Below are 25,282 nucleotides of genomic sequence, written 5' to 3'. Positions count from 1 at the left end.
CGTCGTCAGCGGAGCTGCAGGGTGCGCTCGACGACGAGGTCGACCACGAGCGGGTGATCGCCCAGCACGTCGGCGCAGGCGGACGCACCGGCCGCCCGGGCGGCCTCCTCGACGTCGCGGGAGAACAGCCCGGGGGAGAGCAGGTACGGCGACACTGCATCCCCGGGGCGCAGGACCGCCTCGGGCCGCTCCCCGAGACCGGACAGGGTGGCCGCCACCACCTCGCCGTCCCAGTGCTCGGCGAGCAGACCGACCGCGGCGCAGAGGTCCTCGCCGGCGGCCGGGTCGCGCGACCCGGCGGCGACGAGCACGACGCGGCTGCCGGGCGCCGCCCCGGCCTCCTGCAGCCGGGCGACCTGGGCCCGGGCCAGCAGCGCGTCGGGGCCGAGCGGGCGGCCCAGCACGACGTCTGCGCCCGCACACATCGCGGGCAGGTCCTCGCGGACGTGGAAGCCGGTCGACAGCAGCAGCGGTACGACGACGGCGGGCCCGTCCAGCGCCGCGACCACGTCGGTGAGCAGCGGGTCGGAGAGCTCGACGTACGCCGTGGTGGCGGGCCGTCCCAGCCGTCGGCCGGCCGCCTCGGTGATCCGCCGGGCCGTCTCGTTGCCCCCGGGCCGACGCGTGCCGTGCGCGACCGTCACGAGGCGGGGCGCCTCTGCGCCGTGCGCTCCGGCGACGGTCGCGGAGCCGGCGGCGGGGACGCTCACCCGGACACCGCCAGCCGGTAGCCGCGCTTGACGACGGTCTGCACCGACCTGGTCCCGAGCGCCGTCCGCAGTCGGGCCACGGCCATCTCGACCGCGTGCTCGGACCCTGCGGTGCCGCTGGGCAGCATCGCCAGGAGGGCCTGGCGCGACACCACGTTGCCGGGGTTCGCCACCAGCGCCTGGAGGACGGCGGCCGGCGCCGGGGACAGGGCCACGGCCGCTCCGTCGAGGACCACGGCATCACCGTGCAGCAGCAGCTGGTGGCCGCCGACCAGCGACAGCGTCAGGCCCTGCCTCCGCGAGGGCAGCTCGGTCTCCATCAGCTTGACCATGGCACCGAGCCGCGACCGGTCGGCGGGGTAGATCGACGGGATCCCCCAGAGCTCGAACGCGGCCGCCGTCACCGGTCCGACGCAGACGGCGAGCACGTCGGCCTGGCAGGCGCTGATGACGTCGTCGCGCCGCCCCACCGAGGCGGCGGCGTCCATGAGGGCGGCGACCGCAGGGGCGGAGGTGAACGTGATGGCGTCCAGCGCCCCCTCGGCGACGTGGTCGACGAGGCGGAACATCGGCTGGGGGTCCTCCGCGCCGGCGACGCGGTAGACCGTGACGACGTCGACCGTCGCTCCCTGTCGACGCAGGGCGTGGGCCACCATGGACAGAGACTGCCCGTGCTCCTGCACGACGATGCGCATCCCGCCCAGGTCGCGTCCGCGGAGGTGGTCGAGGACGTCCTCGAAGAGCTCCGAGGCGGGCGCCCACAGCTCGCGCAGCCCGGCGCCGCGCAGGGCGCCGACGCTCTTGGGTCCGCGCGCGAGGATCTCGGCCTTCCCGAGCGCGGCGACGAGGTCGTCGCGCAGCCCCCAGCCGGCGGCGGCGTCGAGCCAGGCGCGCATGCCGATGCCGGTGGTGACCAGGAACATGTCCGGCGGGTCGGCGATGACGGCCTCGGTGGCCGGCCGCAGCTCGGAGTCGTCGACACGGTTGGGGTCGAGCGACAGCGCCGGCGCCCACTCGACCTCGGCACCGCGCCGCTCCAGCAGCGCGATCTGCTCCTCGACCTTGCGCGCGGCCGTGACGCCGATGCGGAAGCCGCTGAGCGGTCCCCCGGCCAGGGGGGCGTGCGGCCGGGGGCCGGCGGCCGCCTCGGCGACGTACGGCGGGGTGGTGCTGCTCGTGCTGCTCGTGGTGCTCAGGTCCGTCTCCCTCCGACCCAGATGGTGCCGTCCTCGACGACCACGTCGTACGTCGCGACCCGCAGGTCGGCGTCGTCGAGGCACACCCCGTCACGCAGCCCCCACGGCTGCTTGTAGAGGGGGCCGGCGACGAACGGGGCGTCTCCCCGCGTCCCCAGGATGCCTCGCGCCATCACGGACGCCCGTGAGACCGGGTCCACGTTGGACAGCGCGAACACCTCGTCGTCGTGGGTGCGGAACACCGCGACCGCCTCGCCGTGCACCAGGGCGGCCACCCCGCCCTCGCGCGGGACGGCGTCCAGGGTGCAGACGGCCACCCGCGCCTCGCTCAGCCCGGCCGTCACCGTCCGGCCTCCGTCGGCTCGAGGCCGGGCGCGCCGACCCCGATCGTGGTCGCCACCACGACGGGGCCGTCGGCGACCTCCGGCACGATCTGGTCGCGGGTCGCCCCGAAGCTGATGTGCGGGTCCGGCGTGCCGGGGGCGTTGACGAACGACACGAACCGCGCCAGCCGGTCGGGGTCCTCCAACGTCGTCGCCCACTCGTCGGCGTACGTGTCGACGTGGCGGGCCATCTCGGCCTCGAGCTCCGCGCCCAGGCCGAGCACGTCGTCGACGACGACCTCGCGGACCCGGTCGAGCCCGCCCTCGAGGGAGTCGACCCAGGGGGCCGTGCGCTGGAGGCGGTCGGCGGTGCGGATGTAGTACATGAGGAAGCGGTCGAGGTAGGACACCAGCGTCGCGGTGTCGAGGTCGCCGGCCAGCAGCCGGGCGTGCACGGGGGTGGCGCCGCCGTTGCCGCCGACGTAGAGGTTCCAGCCCTTCTCGGTGGCGATGACACCGAAGTCCTTGCCGCGGGCCTCCGCGCACTCCCGCGCACAGCCGGAGACCCCGCCCTTGAGCTTGTGCGGCGACCGGAGCCCGCGGTAGCGCAGCTCCAGGTCGATCGCCAGCGTCACCGAGTCCTGCACGCCGTAGCGGCACCAGGTCGAGCCCACGCAGGACTTCACCGTGCGCAGCGACTTGCCGTAGGCGTGGCCGGACTCGAAGCCGGCGTCGACCAGCCGCCGCCAGATCAGCGGCAGCTCCTCCATCCGGGCCCCGAACAGGTCGATGCGCTGGCCGCCGGTGATCTTGGTGTAGAGCTTGAAGTCGCGGGCCACCTCGCCGATGACGATGAGCTTCTCCGGGGTGATCTCGCCGCCGGGGATGCGCGGGACCACCGAGTAGGTGCCGTTGCGCTGGATGTTGGCCAGGTAGGCGTCGTTGGTGTCCTGCAGCGTGCTGGTCTCCTCGGACAGCACGTAGCCGTTGAACTGGCTGGCCAGCACCGACGCCACCGCCGGCTTGCACACGTCGCAGCCGCGGCCGGTGCCGTGGGCCTCGACGATCTGGTCGAAGGTGCGGTAGCGGTGGATCGCGACCACCTCGAACAGCTCGGCCCGCGACAGCGCGAAGTGCTCGCAGAGCGCCTTGCTGACGACTCTGCCGGCCTTGGCGAAGTGGTCCTCGACGATCGCCTTGACGGTGCCGACGCAGGAGCCGCAGGTGGTGCCGGCGGTGGTGCAGCGCTTGACGCACGCGACGTCCTCGCAGGCGTGCCCGGCGCCGGTGTCGGGACCGTCGGTCTCCCCGTCGGCTGAGACGGCGGCGACGATCGCGCCCTTGGTGACGTTGTTGCACGAGCAGACCTGGGCGTCGTCGGGCAGCGCCGCGACGCCGGAGCCGGTCGAGCCGCCGCGCGACGCCGGCAGGATCAGCTCCTCGGGGTTGTCGGGCAGGTCGATGCCGCTGGCCACCATCGGCCGCAGCACGCCGTACGCCGACGCGTCGCCGACCAGGATGCCGCCGAGCAGGCGGCGACCGTCCTCGGTGACGACGAGCTTCTTGTAGACCCCCGCAACGGCGTCGGAGTAGACGAGCTCGAGGGAGTCGGGGGTCGCGGCGAACGCGTCACCGAAGGAGGCGACGTCGACGCCGAGCAGCTTGAGCTTGGTCGACATGTCCGCGCCGAGGAACTGCCCGGCGCCCCCGAGCAGCGCGTCGACGACGACCTCGGCCATGGCGTAGCCGGGGGCGACCAGGCCGTACATCCGCCCGCCCGGGGCCGCGCACTCGCCGATGGCCCACACGTGCGGGTCGACCGTGCGGCACTGCTCGTCGACGAGCACGCCGCCGCGCTCGGCCACCGGCAGGTCGGCCTCGCGCGCCAGCTGGTCGCGCGGGCGGATGCCGGCGGAGAAGACGACGACGCCGGCGTCGATCACGGTGGTGTCGGGGCCGTCCTTCAGAGCCAGCCCGGTGACCCGGCCGTCCTCGCCGGTGATCTGGTCGGTGACCACGCCGGTGTGGACCGAGACGCCGAGCTTCTCGATGTGCCGCACCAGCGTGGAGCCGCCGGCACCGTCGAGCTGCACCGGCATCAGCCGGGGCGCCATCTCGACCACGTGGGTCTCCAGGCCGAGCTGGACCAGCGCGTTGGCGGCCTCCAGCCCGAGCAGCCCACCGCCGATGACGACGCCGGAGCCGGTGCGCTGCGAGGCGTCGCGGATCGCGTCGAGGTCCTCGATGGTGCGGTAGACGAAGCAGCCGTCGAGCTCGCGGCCCGGGACCGGCGGCACGAACGGCGCCGCGCCGGTGGCCAGCACCAGCTGGTCGTAGGACATGACCTGCTCGCCGTCGGGGCCGTCCAGGGTGAGGGTCCGGGCGTCGCGGTCGAGGCCCGTGACGGTCGTGCCCAGCAGCAGGGTGACGGCGGGGTCGCCGTACCCCTCGGCCGGCAGCAGCGAGAGCGCCTCCGCGCCGGAGGCGGCGAAGTAGGAGGTGAGCGCGACGCGGTCGTACGCCGGGCGCGGCTCCTCGCCGACCACGACGACGTCGTGGGTGGCGGTCAGGCCGCGCTCGACGGCGGCCTGCACGAAGCGGTGGCCGACCATCCCGTGGCCGACCACGACCAGGCGTTGGCGGTGGGTCATCGTTCTCCCTCTCGGTGGTGCGACGGTAGGTGGGGCATGTGTCAGGAATGTGTCGGGCTGAGCGGACGGGGGTCCTGCGTGCGCGTGCTGGTCCCGCAGAGCGCGCGGACGTCGTCGCGGCAGCCGCCGCAGCCCGTGGTCGCCCGCGTCGTGGCCCGGGCCTCGTCGAGGTCGGCGCAGGCGCGGACCCGGCCGACGGTGACGCGGGCGCAGGCGCAGACCTCCGCGTCCTCGCCGAGGACCGGGCGCAGTGGCTCGTCGGCCGGGTCGGGCAGCAGCAGCTCGCCGGGGTCGAAGAGCCCGAGCGGGGTGCGCCGGTCGTAGAGCTGGGTGATCAGCCCGACCTTCGACAGGTCCCCGACCAGCGAGGCCGCCTCGATGACGCCGTCGCGGACCACGAGGCGGCTGTGCTTCCCGGCGCGGTCCGGGCCGGGAAGCGGGTTGGCGACCTCGACGACCTCGCCCTCGGCGTGGACCGGGTCGCCCAGGACGGCGACGTCGAGGTCGGTGGCGCGCAACCGGGCGACCGCCCGGGTGCCCTCGTAGGCCACGTCCTCCCCGCACAGCCGGCGGGCCAGCACGGAGGCCTGCTCCCACGCCGGCGGCACGAAGCCGGAGAGCGTCTCGCGGTGCTCGGCGCAGTCGCCGATCGCGTGGACCGCTGCGTCGGTGACCGAGGCGAGCTGGTCGTCGACGACCACGCCGCGGCGGACGGCGAGGCCCGCGTTGCGGGCCAGCGCGACCGACGGCCGGCCGCCGGCGGTGAGCACGACGAGGTCGGTGTCGAGGACGTGCCCGTTGTCGAGCTGCACGCCCACGCCCGGGCGGCCCTCGGGGTCGGGGCGGTCGAGCAGGCGGACGCCACGGGCGCCGACGTAGACCTCGGTGCCGAGCCGGCGCAGGCTCCGCGCGAGCAGCTGCCCGGCCGCCGGCACCACCTGGCGCGACAGCACGTGCTCGCTGCCCTCGATCAGCTCGGTGCGCAGGCCGCGCAGCGCGAGCGCACGGGCGACCTGCAGGCCCAGCAGGCCGCCGCCCACGACGACGGCGCGCCGGGGGCCGCCTCCCGGGCCGGCCTCGGGGCCGCTTCCGTGGCTGCTCGCGGCGCCCGTCGCGGCGCTGACCGCGGCGTCGAGGCGCTCGCAGTCGGCCAGCGACCGGAAGGCGTGGACGGCCGGGTGCAGGGTGCCGTCGACGCGCACCAGCCCCCGCATCGGCGGCAGCGTCGGGATCACGCCCGTGGCCAGCACCAGCCGGTCCCAGCCGATCGTCTCGCCGTCGACGAGCATCACGTCGCGGTGCTCGCGGTCGACGGTGAGCACCCGCGTGCCCAGGCGCAGTGTGACGCCGTGCTCGGCGTACCACCCGGGGCGGCGCAGGGTGATCGCGCCGCGGTCGTGGGTGCCCTCGAGGACGGCGGAGAGCAGGATCCGGTTGTACGCCGGCGCCGGCTCGTCGCCGAGGACCGTGACGTGCCCGGGGTAGCCGCGGGCGACGAGCTCCTCGACGAGCCGGGTGGCGGCCATGCCGTTGCCGACGACGACGAGGCGCTCGCGGCGGGCGTCGCCGGACTCTGGGCCGGTCGCGGGGGCGGTCGTGGGGGCGGTCTCGGGCCCGGGCGCGGAGCCGGTCACGCCGCCACCACCGACGCGGCGCAGACCTTGAACTCCGGCATCCGGCTGGCGGGGTCGAGGGCGTCGTTGGTGAGCCGGTTGACGCCGAGCCAGTGGAACGGCACGAAGACGGTGTCGGGGCGGATGGTGGCGACCACACGGGCGGGGGCGCGGAGCTCGCCGCGGCGGGTGCTCAGCGTGACCGGCAGCCCGTCGGCGACCCCGAGCCGCGCCGCGAGCATCGGGTGCATCTCGACGAAGGGCCCGGTGTCGGGCAGGTCGCGGACGCGGCGGGTCTGGGCGCCGGACTGGTACTGCCCGAGCACCCGCCCGGTGGTCAGGTGGACCGGGAACCCGGCGTCGACCGGCTCCGCGGTGCCGCGGTGCTCGACGGCCAGGAAGCGGGCCCGGCCGTCGGGGGTGGCGAAGCGGTCGGTGAACATCCGCGGGGTGCCCGGGTGGGCCTCGCCCGGGGTCGCCGGGCACGGCCAGAACACGCCCTGCTCGGCGGTGATGCGGTCGTAGGTGATGCCGCTGTAGTCGGCCGGTCCACCGGCCGAGGCTCGTCCCAGCTCGGCGAAGGCCTCCTCCGGGTCGGTCGGGAAGGCAGCGGTGCAGCCGAGCCGCTCGGCCAGGCCGGCGAGCACGTCGAGGTCGGAGCGGACGCCCTCGGGCGCCGACCGGGCCTGGCGGCGCAGCACCACGCGACCCTCGAGGTTCGTCATCGTGCCGGTCTCCTCCGACCACTGCGTGACGGGCAGCACGACGTCGGCCAGCGCCGCGGTCTCCGACAGCACGAGGTCGCAGACCACGAGCAGGTCGAGGGCGGCGAGACGGTCGACGACGTGGCTGGCGTTCGGGGCCGAGACGGCGATGTTGGAGCCGTGCACCAGCAGGGCGCGGGGGCCGGTGGGGGTGCCGAGCGCGTCGAGCAGCTCGTACGCCGAGCGGCCCGCGCCGGGCAGGCTGTCGGGGTCGACGCCCCAGACGCCGGCCACGTGGGCCCGGGCCGCGGGGTCCGTGATGGAGCGGTAGCCGGGCAGCTGGTCGGCCTTCTGGCCGTGCTCGCGGCCGCCCTGGCCGTTGCCCTGCCCGGTGAGGCAGCCGTAGCCGGCGTGCGGCTCCCCGCACATGCCCAGCGCCAGCGCCACGTTGATCCAGGCCAGCACGGTGTCGGAGCCCTGGGCGTGCTGCTCGGCGCCGCGGGCGGTCAGCACGGTGACCTTGGGAGCACCGGCGAGCAGGTCGGCGAGGGCGCGGACCTCGGTCGCCGCCACCCCGGTCACCCGCTCGGTGCGCTCCGGCCACCACGACGCCACCGAGTCGCGGACGGCCTCGAAGCCGGACGTGCGCGAGTCGACGTACTCCTCGGCGACGTGGCCGCCGGCGACGAGCAGGTGCAGGACGCCGAGGGCGAGCGCGAGGTCGGTGCCGGGGACGGGCTGGAGGAACACGTCGGCGCGGTCCGCGGTCGGGGTGCGCCGCGGGTCGATCACGACCACGCGACCGCCGCGGGCGCGGAGCCGGTCGAGGTGGCGGGCCGCCGGGGGCATGGTCTCGGCGAGGTTCGACCCGACGAGCACGAGCACGTCGGTCTGCTCGACGTCGGCCAGCGGGAAGGGCAGGCCGCGGTCGACGCCGAAGGCGCGGTTGGCCGCCGAGGCCGCCGAGCTCATGCACCAGCGGCCGTTGTAGTCGACCTGGCTGGTGCCGAGCGCGACCCGGGCGAACTTGCCGAGCAGGTAGGCCTTCTCGTTGGTCAGGCCGCCGCCCCCGAAGACCCCGACGGCGTCGTTGCCGTGGGTGTCCCGGATCGTGCCCAGCCGCTCGGCGACCAGGTCGAGCGCGGCCTCCCAGCCGACCGGACGCAGCTCGCCGGTGGCGCGGTCGCGCACCAGCGGGGTGGTGAGCCGCTCGCGGTGGCCGGTGAGCCCGGCCGCCGTCCAGCCCTTGCGGCACAGGCCGCCCTCGTTGACCGCGAACTCCTCCCACGGCCGCACCTCGAGGGTGCGACGACCGGCCAGCCGCATCCCGCACTGCAGGGAGCAGTAGGGGCAGTGCGTCTCGACGGCCGTGCCCGCCGCCGCCCCGGGGGAGGCGCCACGCGGGGTGCCCGTCATCAGACCCCGGCCTCGGCGAGCGCGGCGCCGCGTCGCAGGTAGACCGCCCAGGTGACGAGCGCGCAGAGGGCGTAGTAGCCGATGAAGAGCACGAACGCGGTGCGGACCGCCGAGACCGGGTCGTCGATCCAGGGGGCGCCGAACATCATCGGGATCCCGAAGCCGCCGAGCGCGCCGACGGCGCCGATGATGCCGACGGCCGCGCTGCTCTCCTTGACCGCCGCGGCCAGCGACAGCTCGCGGTCGGGGGTGCCCGGCAGGGTGGCCTTCTCGGCCCGGTGGCGCCAGATCGCCGGGATCATGCGGTACGTCGAGCCGTTGCCCACGCCGGTCGCGGCGAACACGACCATGAAGGAGCCGAGGAACAGCGGGAACCACGAGGTGTTGTCCTGCGCCACCGCGGCCAGCGCCTCGGGGTTGGGCGTCAGACGGGTCAGCGTCCACAGCACCACGACGGTGCCGGCCATCATCACCAGGAAGGCGCCGACGGTGACGCGGGCGCCGCCGAAGCGGTCGGCCAGCCATCCGCCGAAGGGCCGGGTGAAGGAGCCGATCAGCGCGCCGAGGAAGGCGAAGTAGGCGAAGTTGATGCCGGTGCCCGTCGGACCGCCGGCCGGCACCCAGAAGTTCAGCTTGATCAGCAGCGGCATCGCCGCGGAGTAGCCGATGAACGACCCGAAGGTGCCGATGTAGAGCACCGACATCACCCAGGTCTGGGGCCGCTTCACCACGGCCGCGGTCTGCTTGGTCGAGGCGGTGGCCGTGCCCAGGTTGTCCATGAGGAAGTACGCCGCCAGGGCAGCGACCACCGCGAGAGCGACGTACAGCCAGCCGGCGCGCTCGAGGTGGATCGAGCCGGACGCCGCGACCAGGCCGAAGGCGCCCGCGCCGCCGACGACGATCGGCAGGAAGAACTGGATGACCGAGACGCCGAGGTTGCCGCCGGCGGCGTTGAGCCCGAGGGCGGCGCCCTTCTTGTCGGCGGGGTAGAAGGCGTTGATGTTGGCCATCGAGGAGGCGAAGTTGCCGCCGCCGAGGCCGGCGGTGGCTGCGATCGCGACGAAGGCCCAGTACGGCGTCTGGGGGTTCTGCACGGCCCAGACGAAGAGCAGGGTCGGTACCAGCAGCAGCAGCGCGCTGACGACGGTCCAGTTGCGGCCGCCGAACGTCGGCACCGCGAACGTGTAGGGCACCCGGATCAGCGCACCGACGAGGTTGGGCGCGGCCACCAGCAGGAAGAGCTGCTGCGGGGTGAAGTCGAAGCCGGTGGCCAGGAGCAGGGCGGCCGAGACGCTCCAGATCAGCCAGACCGAGAAGCCGAGGTGCTCGGCGAAGATCGACCAGAGCAGGTTGCGGCGGGCGACCTTCTTGCCGCCGCCCTCCCAGAAGTCGGTGTCGTCGGGGCGCCAGTCGTCGATCCAGCGGCGGGTGCGCCGGGCCGGGGCGTCCGGGCCCGGCTCGGTCCGGGTCGTGGGGGCGTCGTGGAGGGTGGCCACTGGTCGTGCTCCTTCGCAGGTGATGCGCGTCGAGGGGCGCGATCACCGCGCCGGGCATCAATCTGGTGCGCGAAGGTTTCCGGCTCGGACCGTCCGGCGTCTCCTCGAGGTCAACTTTTCCTCACGACCTCACAGGCCTCACGGGCTCACACCCCAGACACCCGGACACATGTAACGCGGGGTTATGGACGCCGCCCAAGGCGTGCGCCCCGAGTGACCCGTCCATAACCCCGCGTTACATGCGAGAAGGGCGGGGGTCAGCGCAGGGAGTACGTCGCGAGCGAGACGCCCACGTAGTGGGTGGTGAACGCCGCGATGGTGAGGGTGTGGAACACCTCGTGGAAGCCGAACCACGACGGGAACGGGTCGGGCTTGCGGAAGCCGTAGACGACCCCGCCGACCGTGTAGAGCAGGCCGCCGGCGGCGATGAGCACGATGACCGCGGTGCTGGCCGAGGCCGCGAACTGGGGGGCGACGAAGACCGCGGCCCAGCCCAGCGCGAGGTAGATCGGGACGAAGGCCCACCGCGGGGCCGTGCGCCAGAACAGCCGCAGCGCGACGCCGAGGCCGGCACCGCCCCAGACGACGCTCAGCATCACCGTGCGGGTGGCGCCGTCGAGCAGCAGCAGCGTGAACGGGGTGTAGCTGCCGGCGATCAGCAGGAAGATGTTCGCGTGGTCGAAGCGCTGCAGCGCCGACCAGACCCGCGGGCTCCAGGTGCCCCGGTGGTAGATCGCCGAGACGCTGAACAGCAGCACCGCCGAGCCCATGAAGACCGCCGAGCCGACCCGGCTCGCGGCCGTCGGGGACAGCACGATGAGCACGACGCCGGCGGCCAGCGTGAGCGGTGAGGTCACGGCGTGCAGCCACCCGCGGAGCTTGGGCTTGACCTCCGCGACGACGGCGGCGAGGTGCTCCCCGAGGTAGTCCACGGCATCGGCGGCGTGGGTCGCTGCGTCCTGCCTCAGGTGGCTCATCGGTCGGCGTTCCATGGGCTCCAGGGTACGGGCGCCAGGTGGGTGCTTCAGCCGAAGGCCGGATCGGTGGACCCGCAGGCGCCCCCGGAGCGGGCACCTCGTCGCTACGCTGAGCCGGTGGGCACCTTCAAGGACGCGGCCAAGCGCGTGCTCTACCCCACCTACGAGGCCCGGCTGGTGCGTCAGCTGGAGACGCTGGGGTCCGACCGGCTCCCCAAGCACGTGGGGGTCATGCTCGACGGCAACCGACGCTGGGCGCGCGCGGTCGGCGCCGACACCGCCGCCGGCCACCGCGCCGGCGCGGCGAACATCTCGCCGTTCCTGGCCTGGTGCGACGACCTCGGCGTCGAGGTGGTCACGCTGTGGCTGCTGTCGACCGACAACCTGAACCGTCCCGCCGAGGAGCTCGCGCCGCTGCTGGGCATCATCGAGGACGTCGTCACCGAGCTCGCGGCCGCCGGCCACTGGCGGATCAACCCGGTCGGTGCGCTCGACCTGCTGCCGCCCGCGACGGCCCGGGTCCTCAAGGACGCCGCCGACGCCACGCACGACGTCGACGGCACGCTGGTCAACATCGCCGTCGGGTACGGCGGCCGGCGCGAGATCGCGGACGCCGTACGGTCCCTGCTGCAGCACCACGCCGGACAGGGCACCTCGATCGAGGAGCTGGCCGAGGTCCTCGACGTCGACCACATCGCCGAGCACCTCTACACCCGCGGCCAGCCCGACCCGGACCTCGTCATCCGCACGTCGGGTGAGCAGCGGCTCGGCGGGTTCCTGCTCTGGCAGAGCGCGCACAGCGAGTTCTACTTCTGCGAGGCCTACTGGCCCGACTTCCGCCGCGTGGACTTCCTGCGCGCGCTCCGGGCGTACGCCGTGCGCCACCGCCGCTTCGGTCAGTGACCCGACGCGACCCGAGCGCGACAGCACGGCCCGACGCGACCTGACGCGACCGGACCCGACTCGCCTCGTGAACGCCACGTGTCGTCAGGCGTGTCGTCGCGTGATCGACGACCCCCGGTCGTAGCGTCGGCAGCAGCACCGGGTGGGGAAGCCCGGGGCGACGGGAGGCCCGTTCGTGAGAGCTCACGATCCAGCACCATCCGGAGGTCCGCACTCGGACTTTCGGGCCCGGTCCCGGTTCCAGACAACGATCTGAGGCCGGGCGCCGAGTGCGCGTGCGGTCTCGCGAGGAGCAACCAGTGGCTCACGTACGCAGCGCCTCATCGGCCGCCTCCGTCCCGGACGCGACCGGCACGCCCCACCCGGACGGTCCGCGGACCTACGTCCTGGACACGAGCGTCCTCCTCGCCGACCCGGCCGCCCTGGGCCGGTTCGATGAGCACGAGGTCGTCCTCCCGGTGGTCGTGGTCACCGAGCTGGAGGCCAAGCGCCACCACCCCGAGCTCGGCTACTTCGCCCGCGCCGCGCTGCGACGCCTCGACGAGCTGCGGGTCGAGAACGGCCGGCTCGACCGGGCGGTGCCGATCGGCGACGCGGGCGGGACGGTCCGCGTCGAGCTGAACCACACCGACCCCACATCGCTGCCCTCGGGCTTCCGGCTCGGCGACAACGACACCCGGATCCTCGCGGTGGCGCAGAACCTCGCCAACGAGGGCGCCCGGGTCACGCTGGTCAGCAAGGACATGCCGCTGCGGATCAAGGCCTCGGCGGTCGGCCTCGACGCCGAGGAGTACCGCGCCGAGCTGGCGCCCGAGTCGGGGTGGACCGGCATGGTCGAGGTCGAGGTGGCCGCCGCGGACGTCGACGACCTCTACGACGCCGGCAGGGTCGACCTCGAGGAGGCGGCCGAGCTGCCGTGCCACACCGGTCTCGTGCTGCTCTCCGAGCGCGGCAGCGCCCTCGGTCGGGTGACGCCCGACAAGGGCGTGCAGCTGGTGCGCGGCGACCGGGAGGCCTTCGGGCTGCACGGGCGCTCGGCGGAGCAGCGCGTCGCGCTGGACCTGCTGCTCGACCCCGACGTCGGCATCGTGTCGCTCGGCGGTCGCGCGGGCACCGGCAAGTCCGCGCTCGCCCTGTGCGCGGGTCTCGAGGCCGTCCTCGAGCGCGGGCACCACAAGAAGGTCGTGGTGTTCCGTCCGCTGTACGCCGTCGGCGGCCAGGAGCTCGGCTACCTGCCCGGCTCCGAGAGCGAGAAGATGTCGCCGTGGGCGCAGGCGGTCTTCGACACCCTGGGTGCGATGACCTCCCCGGCCGTGATCGACGAGGTCCTCGACCGCGGGATGCTCGAGGTGCTGCCGCTGACGCACATCCGCGGCCGCTCGCTGCACGACGCCTTCGTCATCGTCGACGAGGCCCAGTCGCTGGAGCGCAACGTGCTGCTCACCGTGCTCTCGCGCATCGGGGCGAACTCCAAGGTGGTCCTGACCCACGACGTCGCGCAGCGCGACAACCTGCGGGTCGGACGCCACGACGGCATCGTGGCGGTGGTCGAGAAGCTCAAGGGCCACCCGCTCTTCGCCCACGTCACGCTGACCCGCTCCGAGCGCTCGCCCATCGCGGCGCTGGTCACCGACCTGCTCGAGAGCGTCGTCGTCTGAGGTACGTCGGGCGGGGGTGGGCCGGGCGGGCCGGCTCTACCCCCGCTCGCGTGTCGCTGCCGATCGGCTCCGCCGATCGCGTGCGACGAGATCTGGATCACCAGGGCCGTGACGACCGGTGCAGGTGTGACAGAGGTGGCGCCGACCCCGGTCGGACCGGTCCCAACGACCGACGACGCGCAGGGTCACGCGCGACTCACCTCACAGCCGGAGGATTTGGACGATCGACCGACATCGGGTCATGGTGGTGGTTCACCCCGCGTCCGTCGAGGCGCGGCCCCGGTGCCACTCGGAGCGCCGATGACCTTGTCGTCCACCGTCTGTGAGTGAGTTGTGCCCCTGCGTCCGAACCGAACGCCGAAGCACCTGTCCGACCTGACCGCGACCTCCGTCGAGTCCTCCGCGCCTGACGCGGGGACGACCGACGACCGCCCTGGAGCCTCCCTCCAGCTCGGCCGCCGCGTGCGTCGCGGCGTCGCGCTGACCGCCGTCCTCGCCGGCGTCGTCGTCGGCGCCACCGCGCTCAGCGCCGAGACCTCCGACGAGCCCGTCGTCGCCCGGACCGCGGCGAGCACCACCGACGTCGTGCTGCCGACGCCGAACGCCGCGGAGCTGGCTCGGCTGGCCGAGTCCCGCGGCGACGAGCGGCTCTCCCGCTCGGGCGGCCGCGCCGCCGACCCGGCCAAGGCCCAGGCCCTGCGCGCCGAGGCCCGCCCCGGCCCGCAGGAGTCCCGCACCCGGACCGTCGAGCTGGGCGACCCGCGCGAGATCGCGCAGGCCATGCTCGCCGACTACGGCTGGTCCTCCAGCGAGTTCGGCTGCCTCGACTCCCTGTGGGTCAAGGAGAGCGGCTGGGACCCCCAGGCCGCCAACCCCACCAGCTCGGCGTACGGCATCCCGCAGGCGCTGCCCGGCTCGAAGATGGCCAGTGCCGGCGCCGACTGGGAGACCAACCCGGCCACCCAGATCGAGTGGGGCCTGGGCTACATCGCGGAGCGCTACGGCAGCCCGTGCAGCGCCTGGAGCCACTCCCAGGCCAACGGCTGGTACTGACCGTCGACCCCGGGCGCAACGGCGCCTGCCCCCGAACGACCGGTCCACATCCCCTCCGGGACCGGTCTGCGGTTGGTATCCCCCCACCAACCGCCTCGGCCCCGTCACGCCTCGTGCGTGGCGGGGTCGAGCCCTTTTTCGTGCCGCTCCGTGCCCCGCGCGGCTTCAGGGACGCGTCATGCGGCGTACGTCGAGCGCGGCGTCGAGCTGCTCCTCGGTGAGGTCGCCGTTCTCCACGAACCCCATCGCCAGGACGACCTCCTTGATGGTCTTCTCCTCGGCCAGCGCGGTCTTGGCGACCTTGGCGGCGTTCTCGTAGCCGATGTAGCGGTTCAGCGGCGTCACGACCGACGGGGAGGACTCGGCGTAGGTCAGCATCCGCTCCTCGTGGGCGGTGATCCCGTCGATGCAGCGGTCGGCCAGCAGCGTCGAGGCGTTGGCCAGCAGCCGGATCGACTCGAGCAGGTTGCGGGCCATGACCGGCATCATCACGTTGAGCTCGAAGGAGCCGCTCGCGCCGGCGAAGGCGACCGTGGCGTCGTTGCCGACGACCTGGGCGCACACCATGAGCGTGGCCTCCGGCAGCACCGGGTTCACCTTGCCGGGCATGATGCTGGAGCCCGGCTGGAGGTCGGGCAGGGCGATCTCGGCCAGCCCGGTGCGCGGCCCCGAGGACATCCACCGCAGGTCGTTGCAGATCTTGGTGACACCGACCGCGAGGGTGCGCAGCTGCCCCGACAGCTCCACGAGCGCGTCGCGCCCGCCCTGGGCCTCGAAGTGGTTCTCCGCCTCCGTGAAGGGCAGGTCGGTCAGCTCGGCGAGCTCCTCGATCACCGCCGCCGGGAAGCCCTCGGGCGTGTTGATGCCGGTCCCGACCGCCGTGCCGCCCAGCGGCAGCGAGGCGACCCGCGGCAGGCTGCTGCGCACGCGGTCGATGCCCAGCCGCACGATGGCGGCGTACCCGGAGAACTCCTGGCCGAGCATCACCGGGGTGGCGTCCATGAGGTGGGTGCGGCCCGACTTCACGGTGTCGGCGAACTCCTCGGCCTTGGCCTCCAGGGCGGTGGCGAGGTGGTCCAGCGCGGGCAGCAGGTGGAGGGTGGCCGAGCGGGTGGCCGCGACGTGGATCGAGGTCGGGAAGACGTCGTTGCTGGACTGGCTGGCGTTGACGTGGTCGTTGGGGTGGGCCTCGGTGCCGGCCCGCGAGGCCAGCGAGGCCAGCACCTCGTTCATGTTCATGTTCGAGCTGGTGCCCGAGCCGGTCTGGAACACGTCGACGGGGAAGTGGTCGAGGTGCTCGCCGCCGGCGACCTCGAGGGCCGCGGTGCGGACCGCTTCGGCGACGTCGTCGTCGAGGATCCCCAGCCGCCCGTTGACGCGGGCCGCGGCGGCCTTGACGTAGGCCAGCGCCTGCACGTGCTCGTGCTCGAGCCCGACGCCGGAGATCGGGAAGTTCTCGACCGCCCGCTGGGTCTGCGCCCGCCAGAGCGCGTCCCGGGGCACCTGGACCTCTCCCATGCTGTCGTGCTCGGTGCGGGTCTCGTCGGTGTCGAGCGGGGCGCTCATCGGGTCTCCCTCGGGTCGGTGGGTCGTTGGGCCAGTCGTTGGGCCGGTCGTTGGGCCAGGTGCAGCCAGTACTGCTCGTCGCGGTCCTGGAGGCGGACCGGGTGGGACTCGACGGTGCAGGTGCCGAACACGTCGGTCAGCGCGTCGGTCAGGGCCTCGTCGTCGGTGGAGGACCACACGACGACCACGCCGTCGGGCCGCAGCAGGTCGTGGACCTGCCGCAGGAACGGCCCCTGGTAGATCAGGCTGTTGCCCGCGTGGACGAGGAAGCCGGGCCCGTTGTCGACGTCGAGCAGCACCAGGTCCACCGACGCCGGGGGCGACTCGGCGACGACCTGGCGCACGTCGCCGACGTGGACGTGCAGCCGCTCGTCGGCGAGGTACGTCGGGCCGTGCGGCACGGTGCCGTCGCGGAACCACCCGACGAGCGCCTCCTCGATCTCGGCCACCACGACGCGCTCGACCCGGTCGTCGGCGAGCACCTCGTGCGTGGTGAAGCCGAGGCCGAGCCCGCCGACGAGGACGGTGCGGGGTGTCGGGCAGCGCTCCAGGGCGACGCGGGCCATGGCCACCTCGGAGGCGTTCTCGGCCGAGTCCATGACGAAGACGCCGTTGACCCGCAGCTCCAGGACCGTGGGGCCTCCGACGTGGCCCCCGACGTGCCCTCCGCCGTACGCCGTGGTCGTGACGTCGTCGTCCGCGGCGCGCCGGCGGAGCACCACCTCGCCCCGCTCCGAGGTGGCCCGAGCCACGTCGACGTACGTCATGGGGCCATCCTGCCCCCATCGCACCCCGGGCGGGACGTGCCGGGTGTCACCAGCCGAGGGTGCCCGGAGACCCCTTGAAGGGGCCGGCGACCCGCGGGGTGATCCAGCCGCCGTAGAAGCCGCCCGGCTGGGGATCGACCTCGACGTCGTCGACGGTCACCGAGTCCAGCGCGGCGGGGTAGAGCGAGACGTGGTCCAGCAGCATCCGGAACGCCGGCGTCGGGTCGGGGTAGGTCCACGCGGCGCGCTCGGCGACCACGTCCCCGCCGACGAGGTCGAGGTAGGTCGCCTGCCCCTTCCACTCGCAGTACGACGACCCGCGGGCCGGTCGCAGCGCACCGTCGGCGAAGGCGGTCGGCGGCAGGTAGTACGTCGGCGGGTGGGAGGTCTCCAGCACGACCCACGCCTCGGTCGTCTCGGCGATGACCTGCCCGCCGAGGCGCAGCACGACGCGCTCGTGCCACTGCTCGGCCGCCGGGGGCCGGGGGAAGTCCCAGACCGAGAGCTGGCCGGGGCGGACGGGGTCACGGGGCGGGGGGTAGCTCACCTCGCCAGCCTGCCACCGCCCCGTTCACCCGCGAAGCGTCGCGCGTGCACGCGCGAAGCGTCAGGCGTGCACGCGCGAAGCGTCAGGCGTGCACGCGCGATGCGTCAGTCGTGCACGCGCGAAACGTGCACTCGTGCACGCGCGAGGGTCAGCCGACGGGTGGACCGACGGCGAGGGCCACCGCGGTGAGGCCGGCGACGGCCAGGGCTCCGGCTCCGGCACCGAGGGCCGGGTTGCGCACGAGCCACGCCACGACCCGCTCGAGGACCGTCCGGGGCGGCTCGGTGCGCAGGCGCCAGGGTTCGTGGGGGCCGCCCAGGGCGTCGCGCCGCTCGGCGTACCGCTCGAAGGCGAGGGTGGCGAAGGGCGGTACCGCCGCCAGCAGCGCGAGCAGCGTCCGGCCGGGCGACCAGCGACGGTCGACCGCGACGGTCGCGGCCCCCACGCAGTAGGCGACGAAGACGACGCCGTGGACCATGCCGAAGACGCGTACGCCGAGCTCGGTGGTCTCGGTGACGTACTTGAGGAACATGCCCGTCAGCAGGAGCGCCCAGGTGAGGGCCTCCAGACGGGCGAGCCGGCGGAACAGCGGTCGTGGGTGCACGTCTCGATCGTGCCAGCCGAGGCGTCCTCGCCCACGCCGCTGACCGATGACCCTGCTCACACCCCTCGGTGCGGGCTCACTCCTTCGAGCGCACCCGGATCCCGCTGAGCGGCACCGTCGTCTGACCGGCCGGGTCGGCGAAGAAGTCGTTGCCCTTGTCGTCGACGACGATGAAGGCCGGGAAGTCGCGGACCTCGATCTTCCAGACGGCCTCCATGCCGAGCTCCTCGTACTCCAGCACCTCGACCGAGGTGATGCAGTCCTGGGCGAGCCGGGCGGCCGGTCCACCGATCGAGCCGAGGTAGAACCCGCCGTGCGCCTCGCAGGCCCGGGTCACCTGCACCGATCGGTTGCCCTTGGCCAGCATCACCTTCGAGCCGCCGGCGGCCTGGAACTGCTCGACGTAGGAGTCCATGCGGCCCGCCGTCGTCGGGCCGAACGAGCCGGACGCCATGCCGTCGGGCGTCTTGGCCGGGCCGGCGTAGTAGACGGGGTGGTCGCGCAGGTAGGACGGCATCTCCTCGCCGGCGTCGAGCCGCTCCTTGATCTTCGCGTGCGCGATGTCGCGCGCCACGACGAGCGGACCGGTCAGCGAGAGCCGGGTCTTGACGGGGTGCCCCGAGAGCTCGGCGAGGATCTCGTCCATCGGCCGGTTGAGGTCGATCGGGACCACCTCGCCGCCGGCCACGTCGCGCGCGACGCCGGCCTCGGGCATGTACTGCGCCGGGTCGGTCTCGAGCTGCTCGAGGAAGACACCCTCGGCGGTGATCTTGCCGAGCGCCTGGCGGTCGGCCGAGCAGGACACCGCGAGCGCGACCGGGCAGGACGCGCCGTGGCGGGGGAGGCGCACGACGCGGACGTCGTGGCAGAAGTACTTCCCGCCGAACTGCGCCCCGATCCCGAACGACTGCGTGAGCTCGAAGACCTGCTGCTCCAGCTCGAGGTCACGGAAGCCGTGGGCCGCCATCGAGCCCTCGGTGGGCAGGTCGTCGAGGTAGTGCGCGGAGGCGTACTTCGCGGTCTTCAGGGCGAACTCGGCGCTGGTGCCGCCGATGACCACGGCCAGGTGGTACGGCGGGCAGGCGGCCGTGCCGAGGGAGCGGATCTTCTCGTCGAGGAACTCGAGCATCCGCTTCGGGTTGAGGACCGCCTTGGTCTCCTGGAACAGGAACGACTTGTTGGCCGAGCCGCCGCCCTTGGCCATGAACAGGAACTTGTACGACGGGTCGTGCTCCGCTCCACCCGGGGTGGAGTACAGCTCGATCTGGGCCGGCAGGTTGGTGCCGGTGTTCTTCTCCTCCCACATCGTCAGCGGTGCGAGCTGGGAGTAGCGCAGGTTGAGCCGGGTGTAGGCGTCGGCCACGCCGCGGCTGATCCACGCCGCGTCGTCGGCGCCGGTGAGCACGCCCTCCGACTTCTTGCCCATGACGATGGCGGTGCCGGTGTCCTGGCACATCGGCAGCACGCCGCCGGCGGAGATGTTGACGTTCTTCAGCAGGTCCAGCGCCACGAAGCGGTCGTTGCCGCTGGCCTCGGGGTCGTCGATGATCCGCCGCAGCTGGGCCAGGTGGGCGGGGCGGAGGAAGTGCGCGATGTCGTGCATGGCCTCGTCGGTCAGCAGCCGGATCGCCTCCGGGTCGACGTGGAGGAACCGTCGTCCGCCGACCTGCTCCACCCGGACGCCCTCGCTGGTCAGCAGCCGGTACGGCGTACGGTCCGGGCCGCTCGGCAGCAGGTCGGAGGCGGGCAGGTCAGGGGTCGGGGACGCGCTCATCGCACGAGCGTAGAGCGAGGGCTCTGGACGCACTTTCCCCTTCCCCCCTAGGTTGGTGACGCACATCACTCTCACAACGGATCGTCCGGCACGTTCCTGCCGGTGGAGGAGGCGTTTTCAGCATGGCAGTAGTGAGGTTCGAGAAGGCCCAGCGCTGGTATCCCGGGGCCGACAAGCCCGCGGTGCCGGGCATCGACCTGGAGATCGCCGACGGCGAGTTCATGGTGCTCGTCGGCCCGTCCGGGTGCGGCAAGTCCACGACCCTGCGGATGCTCGCCGGGCTCGAGGAGGTCAACGAGGGCAAGATCTACATCGGTGACCGCGACGTCACCACGATGCCGCCCAAGGACCGCGACATCGCGATGGTGTTCCAGAACTACGCGCTCTACCCGCACATGTCGGTCGCCGACAACATGGGCTTCGCGCTGAAGATGGCGAAGGTCAAGGACGAGGAGCGCCGCAAGCGCGTCGAGGACGCCGCCAAGATCCTCGGCCTGACGGAGTACCTCGACCGCAAGCCGAAGGCGCTCTCCGGTGGTCAGCGCCAGCGGGTCGCCATGGGCCGCGCGATCGTCCGCTCGCCCCAGGTCTTCTGCATGGACGAGCCGCTGTCGAACCTCGACGCCAAGATGCGCGTCGCGACCCGCACCGACATCGCCAAGCTGCAGGCCGAGCTCGGCGTCACCACCGTCTACGTCACCCACGACCAGGTCGAGGCCATGACGATGGGCGACCGGGTCGCGGTCATGAAGGACGGTCACCTCATGCAGGTCGACACCCCGCTGCGGCTCTACGACAAGCCCCGCAACCTGTTCGTCGCGGGCTTCATCGGCTCCCCGGCCATGAACCTGCTCGAGGGCAAGGCCGCCGGCGGCAAGGTCGCGCTCGGCCAGTACGCCGTGCCCGTGGACGAGACCGCGGCGAAGAAGATGGAGGGCAACGTCACCGTCGGGGTGCGGCCGGAGAACTGGCGGCTCGTCGGCGAGAGCGAGGGCCTGCCGGTCAACGTGACCGTCATCGAGGAGCTCGGCGCCGACAGCTTCGTCTACGGCACCAGCGACGTCGAGGGCGTCCCGTCCAACGTCATCATCCGCGTCAGCGGCCGGGACCACCCCCGCAAGGGCGAGACGATGTACATCACGACCGACCCGCACCACGTGCACGTCTTCGACACCGACACCGGTGACCGCCTCAGCGACTGAGGCCGTCTCCGAGGCCGACCGAGGCTGACGAGGCACTGCGATCGATCCACCGGGCGACCGGGCCGGCACCGCCGGCCCGGTCGTTCCGCGTCCGGAGCGCCGCGGGGTGTCGGGACGTGAGGGGCGTGGCGCGTGGCGCCTCAGCGGACCCGGTCGGCGGTGCGGCGGATCGTCTCGACGAAGACGTCGTGGAGCCCGGCGGGCAGGTCGTGGCCCATACCCGGCACGAGGACCAGGTCGGCGTCCGGGACGGCCTTGGCCGTCGCACGGCCGCCCGAGACGTGGACCATCCGGTCCGCGAGGCCGTGGATCACCGCGGTGGGGACCTGCAGCGAGCGCAGCGCCTCGGTGCGGTCGCGCTGGGTCAGGACCGCGATCATGTGGCGCATCACGCCGCTCAGGCTGATGCCGCGGTCGTAGGTGACCTCGGCACGCTCGCGCGCCTCGGCGTCGGCGTCGCGGTAGCCGGGCGAGGAGATGCGGCGCCAGAACGCCACCGAGCCGGCGACGTACTCGTCGCGGGTGCGACCGGCACGGCGCAGCAGGTGCGGCAGCAGCCGGGGGTCCTGGAACCCGACCCGGCGGTTGCCCGTGGTGGAGGAGAGCGAGGTCAGCGACAGCACCCGGTCGGGCGCCTCGATGGCCATGGACTGGGCGATCATCCCGCCCATCGACACGCCGGCGACGTGCGCTGCCGGCAGGTCGAGGTGGTCGAGCAGCGCCAGGCCGTCCTGGGCCAGGTCACGCAGCGAGTAGGGCACGGGGACGCGCCGGCCGAGGAAGGCGGCGACGAGGTGCTGGCGGGTGACCCGGCCGTCGCGGAAGATCGTCGAGCGGCCGGTGTCGCGGTTGTCGTAGCGGATGACGAAGAAGCCGGCCGCAGCCAGCTTCTCGCACAGCGCTGCCGGCCACCAGGTCAGCGGTCCGCCCAGCCCCATGACCAGCAGCAGGGGGTCACCGGTGGGGTCGCCGAAGGTCTGGAAGCAGATCTCGACGCCCTCGGCGATCGTCGCCACCTGCTCCTCCGAGGTGGTGACAGCAGGGGAGGGGGCGGCCTCGCGGGCGTCGGACGACATGGGAGGAAGGGTAGCCAGCGACTCCGCGTCTCTCCCCAGGCCCGCACGATTTCGCTGCCGGAACGCCCTGACGGCGCTACTTTCGAAGGATGGACGGTTCACCACTCGCTGATTTCCTCGTCCCGGAGGGCTTCGCCGGCCCCCGCGGGCTGCGGGCGCTGGCTCGCGAGGGCAGCGTGGTGAGCGAGGCGGTCCGCTACCGCCGCCGCGTCAACGCCGACCGGGCCACCCGCCGCACCGTCTCCTACGCGCAGCGCACCCGTGAGACCGGCGACCCGGTGCTGCTGGTGCCCGGCTTCCTGGCCGGCGACTACACCCTGACCGGGATGAACCGGCACCTGCGCCGTCAGGGCTTCCGCGTCTACCGCTCGGGCATCGTGGCGAACGTCGGCTGCATCGACCGCAGCACGGAGGCGCTGGAGCGTCGGGTCGAGCAGATCGCGGCCCGTCGCGAGCGCAAGGTCACCGTGGTGGGCCACAGCCTCGGCGGCATGATCGCCCGGGGGCTCGCCGCACGGAGGCCCGACCTCGTCTCCGGCATCGTGACCATGGGCAGCCCGATGCTCGCGCCGGGTGCCGCCCACGACCTGCTCATCGCCCAGGTCGGTCTGCTGCGCCGGCTCTCCGGCATGGGGCTCTCGCGCCTGATGGGCGAGGACTGCACCTCCGGCTCCTGCGCCCTGACGATGTTCGAGGAGTCGCGGCGCCCGCTGCCGCAGGACTTCCCGTTCCTCGCCGTCTACTCCAAGCGCGACGGCATCACCGACTGGCGCGCGTGCATCGACCCTGCCGCGCAGGCCGCCGAGGTCCGCACCAGCCACTGCGGCATGGCCCTGGACCCGGTCGTCTTCGACCTCGTCACCGAGACGCTGCAGCAGGTGCAGGCCCGGCCCGAGGCGCTGCGGCGCTGGGCCTGGGTCGACCCGATCACCGCCGCCGACGCCGGCTGATCCTCCGGCGGCCCCGTCTGGTGCCCGGCTGGTGTCCGTCTGGTGTCCGTCTGGTGCCCGGCTGATCCGGGGCTGGTGACTGCTGGTCCGGCCGCTCAGGCGCGGTGCGGCCAGCCGGGGGAGAGCTCGTCGCGCCGCGGCGGGTCGGCTCCGCGTCGGGACACGGTGATGGCGCCGACCTCGTGGGCGGCCGCGAGCAGGCCTCGCAGCGTCTCCGGTCCCAGGTCGTCGAGGCCGTGCTCGAGCGCGACGGTGGCCAGGGCCGCCATGAACGAGTCGCCGGCGCCCACGGTGTCGACCACCGTGGTGGTGCGGCCGGCCACCTCGACGGCGTGCTCGGCGGTGAAGGCGAGGGCGCCCCGGCCGCCCAGGGTGAGGACGACCAGGCGGGTCACCGGTCCCAGCAGCTCGCGGGCGACCTGCTCAGGCGTGGCGCCCGGCCGGTAGAACTCCAGGTCCTCGTCGCTCATCTTGACCAGCGCGGCGTACGACGCGGTCTCGCGGACGTCGGCCCACGCGCGGTCGGCGTCGGGGGTGAAGGCCGGGCGCGCGTTGGGGTCGAAGGTGACGAGCAGGCCGCGGTCGCGCGCCTGCTGCACCAGGCCCATGACGCTGGCTCGCCCGGGTGAGAGCGCGACGCCGATGGAGCCGACGTGGAGCGCGACGGCGTCGGCGGGCAGCGTGGCGGCCGGCATCGACCACTCCAGCTCGAAGACGTACGACGCGGCGCCGTGCTCGTCGAGGCGGGCGGTGGCCGCGCTGGTGGGGAAGCCCGGCAGCACCGACTCCGGCGCCAGGCGTACGCCGCTGCGGTCCAGGTGGTCGCGGATCAGGGTCGCCCGGTCGTCGTCGCCGAGCTGGGTCAGCAGCAGGGCGTCGTGGCCGAGGCGCGACAGACCGACCGCGACGTTGAGCGGGGAGCCGCCGGGTGCGCTGAGGGCCGGACCGTCGTGGGGGACCACGATGTCGACCAGCGCCTCACCGGCGGCGACGAAGGTTCCGCGGGTCGTGCCCGCCGAGTCGGTCGTGTCGGTGGTGCCGGTCGTGTCCGTCATGCCACCCAGGCCTCAGTGGTCGAAGTCGACACTGGCGTAGGAGCGGAGCTTCTCCAGCCGGTGCTCGGAGAGGATGTTGCGGATGGTGCCGCTGCGCGAGCGCATCACCAGCGAGTGGGTGGTGGCCCCGCCGGATCGGTAGCGCACGCCCTGCATCAGCTCGCCGTCGGTGATGCCCGTGGCGACGAAGAAGCAGTCGTCGCCGCTGACCAGGTCGTCGGTGGTGAGGACGAAGTCGGGGTCGAGGTTGTGGCCGGCGTCGAGGGCGCGCTGCCGCTCCTCGTCGTCCTTGGGGGCGAGGCGGGCCTGGATGGTGCCGTCGAGGCACTTCATGGCGCAGGCGGCGATGATGCCCTCCGGCGTGCCGCCGGTGCCGAGCAGCAGGTCGATGCCGGTGCCGTTGCGGGCGGCCATGATGGCGCCCGCGACGTCGCCGTCGGAGATGAACTTGATCCGCGCCCCCGCGGCGCGGATGTCGTCGACGAGGCCCTCGTGGCGGGGGCGGTCCAGCAGCACCACGGTGACGTCCTCGGGCGCGGTGTTCTTCGCCTTCGCCACGCGCTGGATGTTCTCGCGGACCGGCAGGCGGATGTCGACCACGTCACGGGCCTCGGGGCCGGTGACGAGCTTCTCCATGTAGAACACCGCGGAGGGGTCGTACATCGACCCGCGCGGGGAGACGGCCATGACCGCGATGGCGTTGTTCATGCCCTTGGCCGCCAGCGTGGTGCCGTCGATCGGGTCGACCGCGACGTCGCACTCGGGGCCGGTGCCGTCGCCGACCTCCTCACCGTTGTAGAGCATCGGGGCGTTGTCCTTCTCGCCCTCACCGATGACCACGACCCCGCGCATGCCGACGGTGGAGATCAGCACGCGCATGGCGTTGACCGCGACCCCGTCGGCGCCGTTCTTGTCGCCCTTGCCGCTCCAGCGTCCCGCGGCCATGGCCGCCGCCTCGGTGACCCGCACCAGCTCGAGCGCGAGGTTGCGGTCGGGGGCGGAGGCGGACGGGGTCAGGGGCTCAGGGAGGTCCGTCATGCA

At 73.4% G+C, this 25,282-nt stretch carries 21 protein-coding genes; 5 read left to right on the top strand and 16 right to left on the bottom strand.

The window, feature by feature from the left end; translation table 11 throughout:
- Positions 1-5 precede the first annotated feature (5 nt).
- The 8 genes from G7072_RS15175 to G7072_RS15140 form a co-directional block, all read right to left on the bottom strand.
- Complete coding sequence (locus G7072_RS15175) at positions 6-710, bottom strand: CbiX/SirB N-terminal domain-containing protein (RefSeq protein WP_166087797.1); 705 nt, start codon at positions 708-710, stop codon at positions 6-8.
- Positions 707-1,990, bottom strand: a complete 1,284-nt coding sequence (locus tag G7072_RS15170; protein ID WP_240916978.1) for a uroporphyrinogen-III synthase — start codon at positions 1,988-1,990, stop codon at positions 707-709. Before G7072_RS15170 ends, G7072_RS15175 begins: the two co-directional genes overlap by 4 nt.
- Positions 1,903-2,250 (bottom strand): nitrite reductase small subunit NirD, encoded by a 348-nt coding sequence (gene nirD, locus G7072_RS15165; protein WP_166087795.1) that lies wholly within the window; start codon positions 2,248-2,250, stop codon positions 1,903-1,905. Before nirD ends, G7072_RS15170 begins: the two co-directional genes overlap by 88 nt.
- Entirely contained in the window at positions 2,247-4,880 is a 2,634-nt protein-coding gene (gene nirB, locus G7072_RS15160; RefSeq protein ID WP_166087793.1) for a nitrite reductase large subunit NirB, read from the bottom strand. The genes nirD and nirB overlap by 4 nt, the downstream gene beginning before the upstream one ends.
- Positions 4,881-4,921: 41 nt before the next feature.
- Positions 4,922-6,514, bottom strand: a complete 1,593-nt coding sequence (locus G7072_RS15155; protein WP_240916977.1) for an FAD-dependent oxidoreductase — start codon at positions 6,512-6,514, stop codon at positions 4,922-4,924.
- Positions 6,511-8,613 (bottom strand): molybdopterin oxidoreductase family protein, encoded by a 2,103-nt coding sequence (locus tag G7072_RS15150; RefSeq protein WP_166087791.1) that lies wholly within the window; start codon positions 8,611-8,613, stop codon positions 6,511-6,513. Before G7072_RS15150 ends, G7072_RS15155 begins: the two co-directional genes overlap by 4 nt.
- On the bottom strand, positions 8,613-10,109 hold the full coding sequence (locus G7072_RS15145; RefSeq protein WP_166087789.1) for an MFS transporter: 1,497 nt from the start codon (positions 10,107-10,109) through the stop codon (positions 8,613-8,615). Before G7072_RS15145 ends, G7072_RS15150 begins: the two co-directional genes overlap by 1 nt.
- 257 nt (positions 10,110-10,366) lie before the next feature.
- Complete coding sequence (locus G7072_RS15140) at positions 10,367-11,101, bottom strand: hemolysin III family protein (protein WP_166087787.1); 735 nt, start codon at positions 11,099-11,101, stop codon at positions 10,367-10,369.
- 102 nt (positions 11,102-11,203) lie between these two features.
- Between G7072_RS15140 and G7072_RS15135 the strand changes: the two genes are divergently transcribed.
- The 3 genes from G7072_RS15135 to G7072_RS15125 all read left to right on the top strand — a co-directional run bounded on the left by G7072_RS15135 (position 11,204) and on the right by G7072_RS15125 (position 14,700).
- Positions 11,204-11,989 carry an isoprenyl transferase gene (locus G7072_RS15135; protein WP_166087784.1) on the top strand — a complete coding sequence of 262 codons (786 nt, stop codon included), beginning with the start codon at positions 11,204-11,206 and terminating at the stop codon, positions 11,987-11,989.
- A 386-nt stretch (positions 11,990-12,375) separates the two neighbouring features.
- Positions 12,376-13,647, top strand: coding sequence for a PhoH family protein (locus tag G7072_RS15130; RefSeq protein WP_240917295.1), 1,272 nt, complete (start codon positions 12,376-12,378; stop codon positions 13,645-13,647).
- Between the two features lie 333 nt (positions 13,648-13,980).
- Positions 13,981-14,700: a lytic transglycosylase domain-containing protein gene (locus G7072_RS15125; RefSeq protein ID WP_206063154.1), complete on the top strand. Its 720-nt coding sequence runs from the start codon at positions 13,981-13,983 to the stop codon at positions 14,698-14,700.
- Positions 14,701-14,865: 165 nt separating this feature from the next.
- Here G7072_RS15125 and G7072_RS15120 read toward each other — a convergent pair whose 3' ends face one another.
- The 5 genes from G7072_RS15120 to G7072_RS15100 form a co-directional block, all read right to left on the bottom strand.
- Entirely contained in the window at positions 14,866-16,266 is a 1,401-nt protein-coding gene (locus G7072_RS15120; RefSeq protein ID WP_166087781.1) for a class II fumarate hydratase, read from the bottom strand.
- Positions 16,263-17,033, bottom strand: coding sequence for a hypothetical protein (locus G7072_RS15115; protein WP_166087779.1), 771 nt, complete (start codon positions 17,031-17,033; stop codon positions 16,263-16,265). The genes G7072_RS15120 and G7072_RS15115 overlap by 4 nt, the downstream gene beginning before the upstream one ends.
- A gap of 46 nt (positions 17,034-17,079) precedes the next feature.
- A complete protein-coding gene (locus tag G7072_RS15110; protein ID WP_166087777.1) occupies positions 17,080-17,580 on the bottom strand; it encodes a DUF427 domain-containing protein in 501 nt (166 codons plus the stop codon).
- Between the two features lie 148 nt (positions 17,581-17,728).
- Complete coding sequence (locus G7072_RS15105; protein ID WP_166087775.1) at positions 17,729-18,184, bottom strand: DUF3817 domain-containing protein; 456 nt, start codon at positions 18,182-18,184, stop codon at positions 17,729-17,731.
- Positions 18,185-18,260: 76 nt separating this feature from the next.
- Entirely contained in the window at positions 18,261-19,958 is a 1,698-nt protein-coding gene (locus G7072_RS15100; RefSeq protein ID WP_166087773.1) for a fumarate hydratase, read from the bottom strand.
- Positions 19,959-20,080: 122 nt separating this feature from the next.
- Between G7072_RS15100 and ugpC the strand changes: the two genes are divergently transcribed.
- Positions 20,081-21,160, top strand: coding sequence for a sn-glycerol-3-phosphate ABC transporter ATP-binding protein UgpC (gene ugpC, locus G7072_RS15095; protein ID WP_166087771.1), 1,080 nt, complete (start codon positions 20,081-20,083; stop codon positions 21,158-21,160).
- Positions 21,161-21,300: 140 nt separating this feature from the next.
- Here the strand turns inward: ugpC and G7072_RS15090 are convergent, their stop codons facing one another.
- Complete coding sequence (locus tag G7072_RS15090; protein ID WP_166087768.1) at positions 21,301-22,236, bottom strand: alpha/beta hydrolase; 936 nt, start codon at positions 22,234-22,236, stop codon at positions 21,301-21,303.
- Between the two features lie 89 nt (positions 22,237-22,325).
- Here G7072_RS15090 and G7072_RS15085 point away from each other — a divergent pair, with 89 nt between their 5' ends.
- Positions 22,326-23,186: an alpha/beta fold hydrolase gene (locus tag G7072_RS15085; RefSeq protein ID WP_166087766.1), complete on the top strand. Its 861-nt coding sequence runs from the start codon at positions 22,326-22,328 to the stop codon at positions 23,184-23,186.
- A gap of 95 nt (positions 23,187-23,281) precedes the next feature.
- Here the strand turns inward: G7072_RS15085 and G7072_RS15080 are convergent, their stop codons facing one another.
- Together G7072_RS15080 and glpX are read right to left on the bottom strand one after the other, a co-directional pair.
- Positions 23,282-24,241, bottom strand: a complete 960-nt coding sequence (locus G7072_RS15080) for a carbohydrate kinase (RefSeq protein WP_166087764.1) — start codon at positions 24,239-24,241, stop codon at positions 23,282-23,284.
- Positions 24,242-24,253: 12 nt separating this feature from the next.
- Positions 24,254-25,279 carry a class II fructose-bisphosphatase gene (glpX, locus tag G7072_RS15075; protein WP_166087762.1) on the bottom strand — a complete coding sequence of 342 codons (1,026 nt, stop codon included), beginning with the start codon at positions 25,277-25,279 and terminating at the stop codon, positions 24,254-24,256.
- Between the last annotated feature and the right edge of the window lie 3 nt (positions 25,280-25,282).

The organism is Nocardioides sp. HDW12B, assembly GCF_011299595.1.
Taxonomy (GTDB): Bacteria; Actinomycetota; Actinomycetes; order Propionibacteriales; family Nocardioidaceae; genus Marmoricola_A.
This window is presented reverse-complemented; position numbering and strand designations above follow the sequence as displayed.